Source organism: Fusibacter paucivorans, from assembly GCF_018390735.1.
Lineage (GTDB): Bacteria > Bacillota > Clostridia > Peptostreptococcales > Acidaminobacteraceae > Fusibacter > Fusibacter paucivorans.
Window position 1 is genome coordinate 78,975 of record NZ_JAHBCL010000007.1, and the last position, 16,277, is coordinate 95,251.

Consider the following 16,277-nt stretch of genomic DNA (forward strand, 5'->3'; position numbering starts at 1 on the left):
ATTGATTTTCAAGTTCGAGGTGTAGGCTTTTATGGATGCCCAGTGATTAGCGGTAATTGTAATGATTAGCAAAAAAATTAAGACCATCGTTTAACGATGGTCTTAATTAATGATGGCGTTAATGCACTACATCATTGGAAAAGCACGTAGTGTGACGAGATAGAGCACAATTGGGAAAATAATTAAACAAATGACTTTTGTCCAGAAGCCCGTCTTAATTAAGTCTTTCATATCAATGTACCCAGTGCCGTAAGCAATGGCATTTGGCGGTGTTGCAGGCGGCAGCATAAATGCGAAACTCGATGCGATGGTCGCGGTAAGCATGAGTAGGAATGGTGAAACACCCACGCTTTGAGCAATGCCGACGAGCATTGGCAAGAAAGCGGCAACGACGACCATGTTTGTCGTGACCTCGGTCAAGAATGCGACGATGATGGCAACAAACATAATAATGCCAAACATCGGAACACCTTCAAGGAATCCCAAACCGCCTGCAATCCATGCGGCACAGCCGGCACTGGCAAAAGCGCCGCCGATCGTTAAAGCACCGCCGATGAGCAAGAGGGTTCCCCAAGAGATTTTTTCTATCGCCGTTTTAATATCCATGACAAAAATGCCTTTTTTGAAGTCAACGGGAATGACAAATGGTGCAATGGCTGCAAGCATTGCAATTGTTTCGTCGCCGATCATAGGAAAGAAAGGCTTGTAGAGTGTTTTCGTAAGCCAGAGGACGACTGCTGCGAGGAAAATGGCGACGGTGAGTTTTTCACCTTTGCACATTTTACCAAGTTTTTTGAGTTCGTCATTAACAACGCTCGTATCAAGTTGAATGGACTGATTGACTTTGTAATACTTTGTCATAAAAATCCACATGGCTGGAATAATAATGATGACAAAAGGCAGGCCGATTTTCATCATCCATTCATAAAATGAGATATCGAGCCCAATCGTATCTTTAATTAAGGCAACACCGGTTAGGTTTGTGCCAGTACCTATTATAGTACCAATGCCGCCGATGGTCGCAGAAAATGGAATGGCCAGCATAAGGCATTTGCCAAAGGGTTCTTCGTGTGAGGCATCAATCTGTACGAGGATTGAAATGGCGACAGGCAACATCATAGCTGTAGCCGTCGTATTGGACATCCACATGGAGATAAATGCCGTTGCAACCATAAATCCCAAGACGACGCGACTGGGTTTATTACCGCTTAAACGGATAATATGCAATGCAATACGCTTATGAAGATTCCATTTGACAATTGCGGCGGAGAGTACAAAAACACCAAGGACGAGATAAACGACCCAATGTGCATATGACGGCAGCATACTAATATTCGTCGTTGGCTTGGCACCGCTGATATTTAGCAGCGGAAAGAGTGCGATGGGAAGCAATGAGGTAATGGGAATCGGTATGGCTTCTGTTCCCCACCACGTTGCCATTAACACGGCAACAGCCAGAACCCTTTGACCGATGGGCTCAAGTCCTGATGGTGTTGGCATGATCAGGATGGCGATAAATAATCCGAGTCCTAGAAAAAAGCCAACACGTCTGGACAAAGGATTGCTTGGTGCAGTATTCGGTGCACTTGACTTTGATTTTTCCATAATAAATCCCCCAATAAATGATATTTATAATACAATGGTATAGATCAGAACTGTGCCTTATGAAATGCCTCCTTTCATTGTTTCATAAATAATGGTCCACACAGCCTTATATTATTAATAAGCAAATTCTATACCAGTATGTAATCGAAGTGTCATTAGGAGATTTTAAGAGGTTATTGCAAGGGTTCGCGTTTCTTTTCAGCAGCTGTCGTCTGAACGTCGATACATTTTGTTTCATTCTTGTTTCGCTGCGTTTAATATGTTGCATTTGTATTAAATGCTTTCGAATGCGGTTGTATGCATTATTTTCAAAATATTAAAATTCAACACAGTGCTGTAAAGGCGTGGCGAAAGGTAATGATCCCATGTTCTTAATCAATCGTTTTGCCAACACAAGCCTATGAGATTTTGATACAATAAAGGATATGACAGATTGAAGGGGGATCAGTGTAAATGTTATATGGATATATAAGCAGCAAAAAAATGAAGATGTGTTTAGTTTTAATCATCAGTATGGTACTTTTTACGGCCTGCGGTTCAAACGACTCACCTGAGGATAATTCAGACACCGCATCACAGCAGTCTCAGGAAAAAACAATTCAAGAAACGGCATCAGAAACGGATGTCAATACGAATGATACGGATGCGGGAAATGTGGGGGCGACAACGGACAACGCTGAAAAAGCTGACGATGATAAAACGGCGACAACTGATTCTACGGAGTCTGCATCTTCAGACGCATCTGGATCGGATGAAAGCGGCAATTTTTCAGAAACGTATTTGTTCCCTGAGAGCGATCAGGTTCGGCTAACAGCTGATGCTCTAAAAGGGTATGATCAAGTGCTGCTGCAAGCGGGTGTTAATGAAATCTATGCACGACATGGCTATGCCTTTAAATCTGAGGAATGGCAGCAGTACTTTGGAAAAAAAGCATGGTATACGCCGTCAAACACGTTTGATGAAAACAATTTTTCAGATATAGAAAAAGCCAATATTGCCTTTCTTCAATCGGCAGAACCCGAATGGTCAACTGATACCATTGGCATTGATTTTGATCACGATGGCGTGATAGACCATTTAAATGTCAATGGCGATTCGCTTTACACGCGCATTGATTTTGGCTATGGCTATGAGGCGGATGCATGGGCGCTCTCTTATATCGGCGCTTTGGTGACGGATTTGGATATAACAGATGACGAGATGGAAATACTCGTTTATGATGCAGGCCCAAGTGCCGACTATACCATTGACATTTGCGTACAGGTCGAAGCAGATCTTTATCGGTCGATTAAGTCGTTTTCGGCGCAGTATTATGATCATGCCATTGACGGCAAAGGCAATGCATCCTTTGAACTCTTTGACGACATGGTCTACGGCGTCGGCGATTTCAGATATGATGCAGGCGAGTTGATACAAACGGCGATGCACTATCCCGTCTTTACTCTAAAGCACGATACGGATCATTTTAAACAAGGCGATCGTGTTCAGCTTCGTGTCAAAACACCGGAGGCCTTAAATGAAGCGCACTACAGGCTGATGATTTCAAATCCGGATGACGACAGCATCGTCGATACCGTCGATACTTCTGATGACTATATGGATTATATGGAAACGCTGATGGCTTATTTTGATGAAATAGGCATGATGTACTACGGAGACTGATCGTTCAACACGCCCTGTTTTCCAGCCTTAAAAGGGATGCCCGCATAGACATGCGCACATCCCTTTTTTTATATGAAGTCATAAAAATATAAGTGCTTTAATCGTCACACATGTTCACGGATACGCCAACCGGGAAGAAATAACATACAGCGAAATAGGTCTGCGAAATTGACATTGAGATGACTAATGCTACTGATCATTACTAAAATTTTTAAAACTTCTAACACTTCTAACACGACTAAGACTTCAAACACAACACTACTGACGCGGTTTAATACGCGATTGCAGTTCGTCCTTTATTTCCTTTAAACTGATTCCTTCATTGACGAGCAGTACGAAACTATGATAGAAGAGGTCGCTCATCTCGTAAATAAGTTCTTCCCGTGTATTCTTTGCACCAATAATCACTTCGGCTGATTCTTCGCCAACTTTCTTGAGAATTTTATCAATGCCCTTTTCGAAAAGGTAATTGGTATAACTGCCTTCTATAGGATTTTCTTTACGGTCAATGATGGTTTCAAAGAGTTTTTCAAAGACATCGGGCGCTTCGCCAAAACAAGTATAAGAACCGGTATGACACGCAGGACCGTTTTCCTTGACTTTGATGAGGAGTGTATCGGCATCACAGTCATAGCGGATATCGGTGACAACTTGCGTATTGCCTGAGGTTGCGCCCTTATGCCAGAGTTCTTGTCTTGAACGCGAGAAAAAGACGGTTTCGCCCAATTTGACGGTTTCTCTTAATGACGTTTCATTCATGTAGGCCATCATGAGGACGCGCTGGGTAATATCAGACTGCACGATCGCCGGCACGAGACCGCGTTCATCCCATTTGAGCGGTGGCATGTAGGCGAGGCGCGTTGGAATCGCAGCGCGTTTCATGGCGAGCTTTAAGGCAGTCATTGAGACTTCCTTTGAATGGAAGATTGAAGCGGCGAGACCGGCCTCAATATCCGTCTTATGAAAGAGCTCAACAAAGTCTTCGATTTTGCCTGCGCCGCCGGAAGCGACGATTGGCACGTTGACCACAGCGCTGATGGCCGTGAGCAATTCCAGATCAAAACCTTTTTTAACGCCGTCTGTATCAATGGAGTTGACGACTAACTCGCCTGCCCCTAGTGCAACGCCGCGTTTTGCCCATTCAATGGCATCGAGTTCCGTCTCGATTCTGCCGCCTTTTGAAAAGACTTTGAACTGATCGCCAACGCGTTTGACGTCCATGGAGAGGACGACACACTGCGCGCCAAAACGTTCGCTGGCTTCTTGGATGAGTTCAGGATTGGCGATTGCAGAGCTGTTCACAGAGATTTTATCTGCACCGGATTTTAGCAGGACGTCGAAGTCTTCAACAGTTCGGACGCCGCCGCCGACTGTTAAAGGAATGAAAACCTGTTTTGCGACATTTTTGACGAGTTCAACCATGGTGCCCCGATTTTCATAAGATGCGGTGATGTCATAAAAGACGAGTTCGTCGGCACCTGATTCGTAATAGTATTTTGCCATTTCTACTGGATCGGCAATAGTCTTGATATCTTTAAAATTAATGCCTTTAACGACTTGGCCGTCGGCAATATCCAAACATGGAATGATGCGTTTTTTAATCATTTGTTTCCTCCTGTAATGCTTTGATGGCTTCGTCAAAGGTAAAGGCATTTTCATAAAAGGCCTTGCCAACGATGACGGCGTCTAAATTGAGAGTGCTGAGTTTTCTTAAATCGTCAAGTGAGGAGACGCCGCCTGAGGCGACAATCTTTTGTTTACTGCCGACTTTGAGCATTTGATAACTCTTTAAATCTGGGCCAGTCAGCATGCCGTCTCGGCTGATATCCGTATAGAGAATGTTGGAACATCCGACTTGATCCAGCAGTTTAGCGAATTCGAGAAAATGGTATTCCGAAATTTCTGTCCAGCCGTCTGTGGCAATATAACCGCCTTTGGCATCAATGGCACAGACGATTTTTTCGCCGAACTGATTGAGAATAGTTTTAAAAAGATCGAATTGCTTGATAGCCAGCGAGCCGATGATAATGCGATCGACACCGATGTTTGCAAGTGTTTCCACATTTGCCATGGAACGAATGCCGCCGCCGAACTGAACTTTCAGCGATGTCTTTTGAACGATGTCGACAAGGCTTTTAAAATTGACGAACTGACCGTCTTTTGAACCGTCGAGGTCAATGATGTGAATATAGTCGGAGCCTTGGTCCTCCCAGTATTTTGCAGCATCCAAGGGATTTTCGTAATAAGTTTTTGATTTGTCGAATGCGCCTTTTTCAAGTCGCACGCATTTGCCTTGATAGAGATCAATGGCTGGATATAGTTTCATGGAACACCTCTTTATTGGAATGAGATGACACAGCTGTGATGCGAACCGTATGGCAAATGCTGCCTATATAGCTGCTTATGCACTGCAATCATCAGATGAATATGCTTATAAACTGAAAAAACGTTCTAATAATTTTCGGCCGACTTCAGCACTTTTTTCAGGGTGGAACTGCATGCCGTAAACTTTGTCACTGCCGACAATGGCTGGCACTTTAACGCCGTCATAATCGACATAGGTGAGGATTTCATCCTCTATGCCCTGTGCGTAGTAGGAATGTACGAAGTAAACTTCACCTTCGACACCGCTGAAGAGCGACGCTTTGTTTTCAACGAGCGTATTCCATCCAATTTGCGGGATGCGTTTCACTTGCGGTTCGGGAAAACGCACCACAGGTCCTTTTAAAAAGCCGAGTCCCTGATAGGTGCCGTTTTCATAGCTGACTTCATAGAGCAGCTGCATGCCGAGACAGATGCCCAGAATAGGAATGCGTTTTTCGTGTGCCTGTTTGAGCACTTCGACGAGGCCTTGTTGTTCCAGCGCTTCAATGGCATCCCGAAAGGCGCCGACACCCGGAAGAATAATATGAGACGCCGAGAGAATTTCAGCGGGGCTACTGGTGAGCTTAGCGTCGTTCATCAGCGGTACAACGGCGTTTTGAACGTTAAATACATTGCCAATACCATAGTCTATAATTGCGATCATGCAATGACTCCTTTCGTCGTAGGGAGTGTATCCCCGGTAATTTGTACGGATTTTTTCAGAACATATGCAAGTGCTTTGAAAATATTTTCAATCATGTGATGTGTATTGATGCCTTCCATTTGAATCATATGCAGTGTGATTCGCGCTTCACTGACAAACCCCATTAGAAATTCACGCACGAGTTCTGATTCAAAATTGCTGGTAGCAGGTGTTGGAAATTCACATTTAAAGTTTAGAAAAGGTCTGCCGGAAATGTCGATTGCGGCGCTAAAAAGCGATTCGTCCATTGGCAGCAAAATGCTTGCGTACCGTTCGATGCCCTTTTTATCGCCAAGTGCCTCATAAAATGCCTTGCCAATGGCAATGCCGCAGTCTTCGACGATATGATGCGGATCGTCGCCGGCCGCTTTTACGAAGAGCGTAAACCCACTGTGTTTGCCGAGCTGTGACAGCATGTGATCGAAAAATGGGATCGTTGTATCGATATCGGGTGCATTTGATTCGTCGAGATTGAGTTGAATAAAAATATTGGTTTCATTGGTGCTGCGTTTATAGTCAGCGGTTCTCATGATAGGCCCTCCTTAATGGCGTCCAGCATGGCGTCCATTTCATCTTTGGTGCCAATGGAAATGCGGCAATAACCTTTGAGCTGGTCGGTGGTAAAGACGCGGATCAAAATACCGGCAGCATCACTGAGTGCTTTTAAATCCACTGTAGGTGCATAGAGCCAAACAAAATTTGCAGCGGATGGAAAGACCGTAATGGTTTCAAATGCTTTCAGCGCTTCAACAAAGTAGCGGCGATTCTCAATGGTTGTTTGAATACGCTCTTTGAAAAAAGGCAAACTAGCGCGATTGATAAGACCGAGGGCAAATTGTTGTGAAAAGAGACTGACATTGTAAGGATATTTTTTTTCCGCCATCGCAGCGACTTGTTCTTTGCCTGCAATACCGAACCCAACGCGGAGTCCTGCGAGGCCATAAGCCTTTGAAAGTGTTTTCAAAACAATGAGATTACGGTAATTGCGGCGTTCATCAATCATGCTGTAATCCCTAAAGGTATCACTGATGAATTCACCATAGGCTTCGTCTAAAATAATCATGGCGTCTGTGGATTCCACTATTTTGATGAGATCTGCTTTTGGAATGAGCAAGCCAGTCGGATTATTGGGATTGCAGATAAAGACCATGCGCGGTTTTTCCTTTTGAAGAACCTCAATAAAATCGTCAGTGTCAAAACTGTTGTAATCCTTGAGTTGATAAGGCACAAAGGCACATCGGTAAACTTGTGACACGAGTTCATACATGACAAAGCTCGGCGCAATAGACATGACCTTGTCGCCATAGCTGGTAAATGCTTTAAAGAGAATGTCCAAAATTTCATCAGAACCATTGCCGGCAATGACTTCGTCTTCATCGATTTTCATATAGTCGGCATATGCCTTGATGAGCGACTGCGAATCGCTTTCCGGATAGCGGTTAAAACCGGCGAGATTCATTTCTGAAAGAATATCATCAATCACCGCATCACTGAGGGGAATATTGATTTCATTTGCGTTGAGCCTGATTCGCGACTCGACTTCTTCTACTTTGTACATGGAAGCACCTCGATTTCTTCTGGATTAAATAGTGCGGATATTTCATTAATGGTGACGCGGTTAAATTTATAAGACGCCTTATTGGCGATGAGTACAGGGTTGATGTCAATCACGTCCTTAATGACGACAAGACCGTTTTCTTTAAGCGTGGCACCTGTTTCGACGATGTCGAAGATGACATCGGACAGTTCCATAATCGGCGCCAGTTCCACTGAGCCGTTGAGATATATGGTTCGGGCATTTGGAAAGAACATGTGACAGATGTTTGGATACTTGGTCGCGATGGTAATGCTGCCTTTGAGATTGATATTTTCATCAAACCCGGCAATGGACATACGACATTTTGAAAAATCCAGTTCATTGAGTTCATAAAAGGATTTGCCGGATTCGAGGATGACATCGCGACCGACGATTCCAAGATCTGCAACGCCTGCGGCAACATATGTCGGCACATCCACAGGTTTGACGAGGATGACTTTAATATGGTCAATTTGATAAATGAGCTTTCGCGATTCGATATTGACTGCTTTGACCTTTGAAGAGTACTTTGCAAAGAATTCTTCGGAAATGCGGCCTTTGGCCAATGCGAGGGTAACCGGATTAGTGTTGGCTGTATTCATAAGAACCTTCCTCTCTAATGGATGCTTTCATTTTTAAATGTGACGGATACCTTGCCTTTAAATTCGCCAATGGGATATTTGACAATTTCATCTTTGCGCAGGTTAATGACTTTGGCAGTTTTATCGCTTAAGAGAACGATGTTTTCAACGGATTGAGCGAGTGCCAAATCAATGGCGGCCTTTTCAGACTGATAAGAGCGTATATCGACGATGAACCCCTTTGAGCGATAAAGCTCGGCTATTTGAATGCCGCTTTCGCTTATTTTGTGTTCGCAAATCATGATCGCATTTGGTCGATATATTGGTTTTACTGCCATCGTCGAGAGTATTTTATCGATTTTAATGGCAAAGCCGCATGCCGGGATGGGTTTGCCGTATTCAGCCGACAGCAGATCATAGCGGCCGCCTGAGCATATTTCTGTAGGACAGTTTTTAAGATAGCCCTTAAAGAAGATCCCGTTATAGTATTTGTATTCGCCGAAGATGGTTAAATCCAGTGAAAAATAGGAAGAGAGTTCGTAAGCTTCAACAATTTCAACGATTTCTTCCAAATAGTGAATGGCTTGTGTTAAAGCATTCTTCTTTTTAAAGAGCGGATTTTCAATGAAGCGTTTGGCGCGTTCAATGACTTCTTTTGGTGACCCAGTACAGCCGAGGTATTCGATTAACAGAGCTTCCAATGCTTCGGGAAGCATTTCACGGCGAATGCCGGGAATGTTTTTCGTTGAAAGCAAGAAGCGAACGCGCTCCGGATCGGGCGCCATTTGATTGATAATCGCTTCAACGGCCTTATACAGTCTGAGTTCACTGACTTCGACCAAGGCTTCTTTGTTGATGCGAAGCAGTGATTTAATGGCGAGCACGACGATTTCTGCATCGGAAGCGGCTTCTGAGATGCCGTAGTATTCAAGACCGATCTGCGTCATTTCCTGAAGTGTATTGGCCTGATAGCCAAATGTGTTGGCATAATAGCAGAATTTATTGACGTCATTTAGTTTTTCCTGCTGAAGCATTTTCATCATAGCTGTTGTCGGATCGTTTTGCAGGGTTAAAATGCCTTTGGTCGGGTCGACAAACCGAACTGATTTTTTGGAATTGCCATTTTTCACGTCACTTTCCGGTTCGTAAATGGGAATGGAAATTTGAACGTACCCGTGTGCCTTGTAAAGCTGCGTTAATTCCTGTATGAGGGCATATCTTTTTTTGTTGTCAACCAGTGAACCTGTTTTTCGCTGTTTCATAACCAATTCCTTTCTGAATGTGATTGGTATTCGGCTGTTCGTGTGTGAGCCGGTAATTTTTAAGAAGCAATAAAAAAGAGTCATTTAGGACGGACCTAAATGACTCAGTGTATTCACTATTGACTCATCATAGATACGCGCCCTTATTTAGGAAACTCAAATAGGGTTTATATCTACAATGCTGCAATGACTATGCGTTATTGAAGATAAAACCCGATCTATGATGATGATGCAGTTGTGTTATTGTAAATGAATAGATATACATTTGTAACACCTCTAAACTTAATAAAGATATGATAACATGCTGAGGATATTTGTCAATAGATTTCAAAAAATTAATAATTTTAGGATGAGATCAAGGACTTGACAGTAAAAAGACGGTTGGCTATAATAAAAATACTTTGATAATCAAAGTATTGGGCTGTTTATATGGAAACGCTAGTAAGAGATTTTTCAGATGACTGCCCTTTTCATTGAAGTTGCAAGGTCTTAAACGCATTTGTAATGTATCGAGAGATGCCTTGACTTGACAGCGCGGATAGGAGTATATGAATGGAATCTAAACGCGATATTTTAAACAATCTTCTAGTTGTACTATTTAATAATATTTTGACCATTGAAGAAAAAGCATTAAAAACAGGTGATTTTAAAAATCTTACCATCAGTGAATTACACGTGATCGAGGCGGTTGGTCTGGAGAAGGCTCCAAACATGACGCGAATTGCCAATCGACTTGGCGTGACAGTTGGAACGCTGACGATTGCTGTGAATAATCTCGTTCGAAAAGGTTATGTTCAGCGAGTACGTGATGAAAATGATCGAAGAGTTGTAAAAATAGGTCTGACGGATACCGGCGAGGCAGCTTATCGTCATCATGAGGCATTTCACGATGATATGATCGAATTCGTCATTCGCACATTAAGCGACGGTGAGACTGGTGTGCTCGTAGAAGCACTTTCAAAAATCACACTGTATTTTGAAGAAAAATATGGTGAAGGCATTCAGTAAGTGCTATGTCATGGCTGATGATGAGGCGGCCTTATACACAATTAAAAGGCATAATTATCATTGTACCCCACGATGTTAATGATAAATGATTAATAATTTGAACCGCAGGCGTTCATTATACAAGGAGTTTATATGGGCATTACACTAATAACGGATAGTACCTGTGATCTTTCACCGGCTTTTTTAGCAGAAAGAAATATTCTTTTCGCACCGCTCAAAGTGCTGTTTAAAGATGGTGAATACATAGATAAAGTGGATCTAACCAATACCGCTTTCTATGAAAAAATGCGATCATCTGAGACGCTTCCGACGACTTCACAGGTTAATCCTAACGAGTTTTACGAAATTTTTTCAGAAGAACTGCAGAAAGGCAATCAGATTATTGGCGTTTTTCTGTCTTCTGAATTGAGCGGTACTTATAACTCAGCAGTTGTTGCAAAGGAAATGCTGAATTCAGACTTGATTTTCCTTATTGACAGCAGAACTGCCAGTTTTTCACTTGGTCTTATGGTGATGCGTCTTTATGATTTGATTCAAGAAGGAAATGATGCGGCAACAATTATGGCAAAAAAAGATGATCTCGTCGCGAGTGCACAGCTATACGGTATGCTCGATACGCTCGATAACCTGCACAAAGGCGGCAGACTCTCCGCTGGCGCTACGGCACTCGGTAAAATGTTGAACATCAAGCCGATTATCGAAGTGCAGGAAGGTCAGGTGAATGTTGCCCATAAAGCAAGGGGGAGCCGCAAGGGGATTGCTTGGATGATTGATCAACTGGAAAATGATTACCCAATGAGAGAAATTCCAGATATCGCCATCGCCAATGCTGATGCGCCTGAACTGGCGGAGACTTTAAAGCGAGAACTTTTAATGCGGTTTAAAATTGAACGCATCTACGACGTTGAAGTCGGTGCTGTCATCGGGACGCATACCGGGGAAGGTGTTGTCGGCATCGCATATTTTAAATAGCTTTGATACCTGTAAAACAACAGTTGGCATTAATATGATTAATCGTTGCTTAACGAATAAAAGCGCTCTTTTCGGCAATTGCTGAAAAAAGCGCTTTTTATATACTGTTTAATGAAATGCCATCATTACCGCATTAAACAAGTGCCGTTAGACGACAAAGTAAAGCAGTGACAACATTCCCATAAAATAGATAACGACGGTTGCCGCTATGGCATTAAAGCCGAGGTCAACGGCTCGGAAGGCTTTAATAAAGAGACTTTCATGAAAGCCAAGACGGTAGATTCCAAAGCCCATGACGACGAGGATTAAGTAATTTGGCAACTTTTGAAGCTGATTGAGTACGTTTAGATGACTCTCATAACCTGTGAGCCAAGGCATAATGATATCTCCTGCAATGCCGGAAAAAAAGGCGAGTGCAGCAAGTGCGATGAGTGTTATTTTACTGCCGGGGGAAAGTGTCAATGGCATATCGTCTTCATCGTTAGTTGCCGTCGGGATATACACGGCCTTCGTGTCTGCTGATGTATCCGGATCGGTCAAAGTAGAGGTGATTGTTTTATTCTCCTTTGCGGCGGGCATGAGTTTAAAAAACTTGACGAAGGAGAGAATGGTGCCAAGGTTGATAAACTGCATGATGAGTTGCATGATGATGCCGTTGTTTCCATAGGCGATATAATACTTTGAATAGCCGCCGCTGAAAAATGGTGCACCTGTAATACTTAGTACGGCAATGAGCAGGATTACCGTGAGAAAACGTGATTTTTGCCATAGACCATGCATTTGCGTAATGTTTCGAGTATGGTAGGTTTCAATGAGGAGTCCGGCGATTAGAAAGAGCAATGCTTTAAAAATCCCATGATTAAAAAGGTGATATAACCCTCCGGCCTGCTGTGTGGCGGAGGTACTGCTAATGCCTATGAGAATGAGCCCCACTTGAGAAATTGTGTGATAAGCGAGGATGAGTTTAATATCCTTTTGTGCAATAGCGAAAGTAAAGCCGAGGATGGCAGTAATAATCCCCATCACGATAAAGACATTATTCATCGGAAGCGGTGTAAAAGCCTCATGGACGCGAATGAGCAGATAGACGCCGGTTTTAACATAGATACCGGATAAAACGGCAGAGACGATAGAAGGTGCACTTGGTGTACCATGTGCTTTGGGAAGCCAACTGAAGAGCGGCATGATGGCTGCTTTTAGTGAAACACCGGTTAAGATAAAAGCATAAGGCAAATAGAGAATTTGCCGATCTTCAACGGCTCCAATTGCCGTCTTGACGGATGCGATGTCCAAAACGCCAAAGTATTTATAGAGATAGCCAATGCCCATAAGGAAAAAAACCATGGCAAACATATTGACAAGCAAATAGATCATACCATCATACATCGATCGCGAATCGCGCTTGTACATAATGAGAATGCTAACGGCTACGGTTGAAACCTCAATGAGAAGATACGTATTAAATAGGTCATAGGCTAAAAAGATGCCGTTTATTAATCCCTGCAAACCAAGAAACAGAAAGATGAAGAGCGGATCCATGTAATGCTTGTCGCGATTAAAGATCGTCATGAATAAAAAGAGCGCGTTGTTAAGCACGAGCATGAGCCATGCTAAACGATCCATATTCAGCATCATGCCATATGGAATACCAACGGATGAAAGCGATAGCTGAAGGGGTTCAAAATGGACACCTTGTACCAGTGTCCATCCCATGAGAACGGCTTGTAGAATTAAAGCGATCCAAATGCGGTGTTTTAGTTTGAAGACATAAAGAAGTAAGCCGGTACAGATCGGGGCTAAAATCATCGCGAGCAGCCAGTACATTATTGATCACCTCGCTTCTGCTTAACTTTTTTCCAGTTAGTTGAGCCGTATTTATGGTATAGTGACGTAAACATCGTAAGGCTTAATGCCGTGACGGAAACACCGATGACGATTGCCGTAATCATTAGTGCTTGCGGCAATGGATCGGCGACTTCGCCGGTGAGGCCAATGCCGATGGGCGGCACCATTTGATCTGTATGGCGGATAGAGAGAAAGAACAAGATGATGGAAGCTTGCATAATACTGAGACTAATGATGGACTTCAATATATTACGACGTGCAATAATGCCGTAAACACCGATAAAAAAGAGGGCTAGGCTTACGTTTTCGCCGGTTATGAGCTTGTCGATCTGCATGATAAAATTTTGCATGGTCACCTCACTGCATTTCATAAAAAACAAATCTTAAAAAGATAACGCTCATACCGCATGCGACTTTAAAACCAATAAGCGTATTCATTAAGATAAGATAGGGTGTATTCAGTACGGCATACGCTGTATTAAAGCGCGTCAGCAAAAAGAGAATAGGCGTTGCAACAATGAGCAGCAGCAACAGCTTTTCAACTGTTTGAATTTTTGCCAGCGGCGTATCGAGTAACGGCAGGATCAGGTATTTGCTGATAAACATGGCTGATAGGACGGCACCGCCTTGAAAACCACCACCGGGTGAAATGTGACCGTTAAAAATAATGTAGAGGCCGTAGATAATAAAGAGCGGGTAGATGAAACCAAGTGTTGTTGACGTTAAGTCAGAGTGTTCATTCATCGTGTTCACTCCCTTCGTGTACGGACATGTAGATGACGCCAATAATACTAAAGAGAAGCATCAGTGCTTCGAAAATCGTATCGTAATAGCGATAGTTGAGATAGATTGCTGTCACGACGTTGACAGATGCCGTGTCGTGGTAGGCATTTTCAATATAATAAGCGGCAACGGGTGCGTCTGTGACGAGTGTTGCTTGCCTTGTCATCCAAAAGACGGCGGCAAAGCATATAAAGATTGCGAGGGCAATCGTGCGTCTGCGTTTCATGCTAATCCTCCATTTGAATGAATCGGTAAGGGGTATCCGCTGGTTTTTCATTTAATAAAAATTGTTCCATTGCTTGCATTTTATAATTTTCCGGGTGGGCATATAAAGTAATATACTGCTTGTCAAAAGTGACAATAATGGCGTAGGGATGTTCAAATAGCTTATGAACATCTTCGACCGTATAGATAATTTGTGGCTCCAGTTCTTCTCGTGCACAAAACTTTGACAATTGCCGTTCCAATGTTTTTTCGCCTGAAAAAAAGTGTGCATCTTCTATTTCTTTATCATTTACACAGATGTAGATGGTAAAGATCTTGTATTTTTGCAAGGCGACGAGATAGAGTATAGTCGACAGTGAACTGCCGATAATTGCTTCAGCTAAGGCGACATCCGGGGCATCGTAAAGCAAATAGACAAATGCGATGCTCATAGAGAAGGCGCCTAAATAAATAACGGCGTGTCTGAGCTTTTGCGTCTGTACAGCGAACAGTGAAAATACGACCAATGCGAGCAGGGTTAAATTGAGCATGCGTTAGTCCTTTCTGATCTTATAGCCGCTGTAATAGGCCGATCGAGCGATGGAATGCGTAATCAGGGGATTGATGCACAATGTGATGACGACGAGCAAACCAACTTTCAGCGAGAAGACTGAAAAGCCGTTTCGGACGATAACGCCAATCATCAGCGTGAGAAAACCAACCGTATCGACTTTTGAAGCGACGAGGATTCGCGGATAGAAATTGTTGAAACGATAGATTCCAATAACGCCGAATGCAATAAAGGCAATACCGAGATAGATGAGAACAGTTCCGATAAATTGCTGCATTAAAATCGCCCCTTTCCCTGAATATACAGTGACATGAAAATCATGCCGATAAAGCCCAGTAGCGCATAGGTGAGTGAAACATCCAAAATAAAGGTCTGCTGTCTAAAAGATGCAATCAACACCAATAGCATAATGAGTTTTGAAGAAACCATATTGAGGCCTAACATGCGGTCCCAAATGGTTGGTCCAATGATAATTCTCAGTGAACTCACTAACAGAAGAATGATCAGTAATAGAATGGGAAACATGACATCACCTCAGCTTTCGTTCCAACTTGCCCTTGATGATCTCCCCGGCAAGTGTCTGGTTCTTTGTTTTCACATCAAGCCATAAAACGGTAATTTGTCGATCATTTACGTCAAGTGTGACGGTGCCGGGCGTCAAGGTAATGGAATTTGCCAGAATACTGCGCTGAAAATCAGTGGGGAGCTCAGTTGTAATGTTGATGATATCGGTATGGACGTCGCCGGTAATGATTTTGCCAAGGGTAGCGATCCCGGCAACATAGATTTCCTTTACGAGAAACAGCATGTAAAGCGCCATGTTGAAGAGGTTGAAATAATAGCGTTCATAAAAGGTAAAGCCTAGAAAATAGCGTTCAGAGATTCGGATTGCCAGAAAACTGATTGCCATTCCCAATAGGAGAAGCGGCCAAGTGAAGTGCTCGAAGAGAATGAGCCAGATGGCGGTCAAGATACATGTCAATTGCAGTGTATATAGATTTTTTTTCATAAAGTGCCCCCCTTTTTGTGGCGATTGTCAATGGGATGTGTCATAGCGGCATGTCGTCATTGCAAGGGTTTGTTATTCATGTAACATAATGGTTATTTTATTAGTAACTTATTATACCCTAAATAATTTAGG

19 protein-coding genes are annotated in these 16,277 nt (G+C 43.0%); 3 read left to right on the forward strand and 16 right to left on the reverse strand.

Features of this window, described 5'->3' with window-relative positions; translation table 11 throughout:
- Nucleotides 1-126 precede the first annotated feature (126 nt).
- Entirely contained in the window at nt 127-1,605 is a 1,479-nt protein-coding gene (locus KHM83_RS05315; RefSeq protein ID WP_213235870.1) for an SLC13 family permease, read from the reverse strand.
- Between the two features lie 483 nt (nt 1,606-2,088).
- Here KHM83_RS05315 and KHM83_RS05320 point away from each other — a divergent pair, with 483 nt between their 5' ends.
- A complete protein-coding gene (locus tag KHM83_RS05320; protein ID WP_213235871.1) occupies nt 2,089-3,267 on the forward strand; it encodes a YARHG domain-containing protein in 1,179 nt (392 codons plus the stop codon).
- A gap of 258 nt (nt 3,268-3,525) precedes the next feature.
- On the opposite strand, the gene hisF is transcribed toward KHM83_RS05320, so the two are convergent.
- From hisF to KHM83_RS05355, 7 genes are all read right to left on the reverse strand, one after another.
- A complete protein-coding gene (gene hisF / locus KHM83_RS20015; RefSeq protein WP_213235872.1) occupies nt 3,526-4,872 on the reverse strand; it encodes an imidazole glycerol phosphate synthase subunit HisF in 1,347 nt (448 codons plus the stop codon).
- Complete coding sequence (gene hisA, locus KHM83_RS05330; RefSeq protein WP_213235873.1) at nt 4,865-5,593, reverse strand: 1-(5-phosphoribosyl)-5-[(5-phosphoribosylamino)methylideneamino]imidazole-4-carboxamide isomerase; 729 nt, start codon at nt 5,591-5,593, stop codon at nt 4,865-4,867. Before hisA ends, hisF begins: the two co-directional genes overlap by 8 nt.
- Nucleotides 5,594-5,698: 105 nt before the next feature.
- Nucleotides 5,699-6,295, reverse strand: coding sequence for an imidazole glycerol phosphate synthase subunit HisH (gene hisH / locus KHM83_RS05335; protein ID WP_213235874.1), 597 nt, complete (start codon nt 6,293-6,295; stop codon nt 5,699-5,701).
- Nucleotides 6,292-6,864, reverse strand: a complete 573-nt coding sequence (gene hisB / locus KHM83_RS05340; RefSeq protein ID WP_213235875.1) for an imidazoleglycerol-phosphate dehydratase HisB — start codon at nt 6,862-6,864, stop codon at nt 6,292-6,294. Before hisB ends, hisH begins: the two co-directional genes overlap by 4 nt.
- Entirely contained in the window at nt 6,861-7,892 is a 1,032-nt protein-coding gene (gene hisC, locus KHM83_RS05345) for a histidinol-phosphate transaminase (RefSeq protein ID WP_213235876.1), read from the reverse strand. The genes hisB and hisC overlap by 4 nt, the downstream gene beginning before the upstream one ends.
- A complete protein-coding gene (gene hisG / locus KHM83_RS05350) occupies nt 7,880-8,512 on the reverse strand; it encodes an ATP phosphoribosyltransferase (RefSeq protein WP_213235877.1) in 633 nt (210 codons plus the stop codon). Before hisG ends, hisC begins: the two co-directional genes overlap by 13 nt.
- A gap of 14 nt (nt 8,513-8,526) precedes the next feature.
- The gene (locus KHM83_RS05355; protein WP_213235878.1) at nt 8,527-9,753 is read right to left on the reverse strand and encodes an ATP phosphoribosyltransferase regulatory subunit; all 1,227 of its coding nucleotides are present in this window, start codon (nt 9,751-9,753) and stop codon (nt 8,527-8,529) included.
- Nucleotides 9,754-10,305: 552 nt separating this feature from the next.
- On the opposite strand from KHM83_RS05355, the gene KHM83_RS05360 reads away from it, so the two are divergent.
- On the forward strand, nt 10,306-10,761 hold the full coding sequence (locus KHM83_RS05360; protein WP_213235879.1) for a MarR family winged helix-turn-helix transcriptional regulator: 456 nt from the start codon (nt 10,306-10,308) through the stop codon (nt 10,759-10,761).
- Nucleotides 10,762-10,893: 132 nt separating this feature from the next.
- Complete coding sequence (locus KHM83_RS05365; RefSeq protein WP_213235880.1) at nt 10,894-11,733, forward strand: DegV family protein; 840 nt, start codon at nt 10,894-10,896, stop codon at nt 11,731-11,733.
- A 147-nt stretch (nt 11,734-11,880) separates the two neighbouring features.
- Here KHM83_RS05365 and KHM83_RS05370 read toward each other — a convergent pair whose 3' ends face one another.
- Genes KHM83_RS05370 through KHM83_RS05405 form a run of 8 tightly spaced genes read right to left on the reverse strand, consistent with a single transcriptional unit; the run spans nt 11,881 to nt 16,145 of the window.
- Nucleotides 11,881-13,557, reverse strand: coding sequence for a complex I subunit 5 family protein (locus KHM83_RS05370; protein ID WP_213235881.1), 1,677 nt, complete (start codon nt 13,555-13,557; stop codon nt 11,881-11,883).
- On the reverse strand, nt 13,557-13,928 hold the full coding sequence (locus KHM83_RS05375; RefSeq protein ID WP_246542867.1) for a sodium:proton antiporter: 372 nt from the start codon (nt 13,926-13,928) through the stop codon (nt 13,557-13,559). The genes KHM83_RS05370 and KHM83_RS05375 overlap by 1 nt, the downstream gene beginning before the upstream one ends.
- Before the next feature lie 7 nt (nt 13,929-13,935).
- Nucleotides 13,936-14,322 carry an MnhB domain-containing protein gene (locus KHM83_RS05380; RefSeq protein ID WP_213235882.1) on the reverse strand — a complete coding sequence of 129 codons (387 nt, stop codon included), beginning with the start codon at nt 14,320-14,322 and terminating at the stop codon, nt 13,936-13,938.
- Entirely contained in the window at nt 14,315-14,587 is a 273-nt protein-coding gene (mbhE, locus tag KHM83_RS05385; RefSeq protein WP_213235883.1) for a hydrogen gas-evolving membrane-bound hydrogenase subunit E, read from the reverse strand. The genes KHM83_RS05380 and mbhE overlap by 8 nt, the downstream gene beginning before the upstream one ends.
- Before the next feature lies 1 nt (nt 14,588).
- A complete protein-coding gene (locus KHM83_RS05390) occupies nt 14,589-15,116 on the reverse strand; it encodes a Na(+)/H(+) antiporter subunit B (RefSeq protein WP_213235884.1) in 528 nt (175 codons plus the stop codon).
- Between the two features lie 3 nt (nt 15,117-15,119).
- On the reverse strand, nt 15,120-15,413 hold the full coding sequence (locus tag KHM83_RS05395) for a cation:proton antiporter (protein WP_213235885.1): 294 nt from the start codon (nt 15,411-15,413) through the stop codon (nt 15,120-15,122).
- Complete coding sequence (locus KHM83_RS05400; RefSeq protein ID WP_213235886.1) at nt 15,413-15,661, reverse strand: monovalent cation/H+ antiporter complex subunit F; 249 nt, start codon at nt 15,659-15,661, stop codon at nt 15,413-15,415. Before KHM83_RS05400 ends, KHM83_RS05395 begins: the two co-directional genes overlap by 1 nt.
- Before the next feature lie 4 nt (nt 15,662-15,665).
- Nucleotides 15,666-16,145 carry a Na+/H+ antiporter subunit E gene (locus tag KHM83_RS05405; protein WP_213235887.1) on the reverse strand — a complete coding sequence of 160 codons (480 nt, stop codon included), beginning with the start codon at nt 16,143-16,145 and terminating at the stop codon, nt 15,666-15,668.
- Nucleotides 16,146-16,277 lie beyond the last annotated feature (132 nt).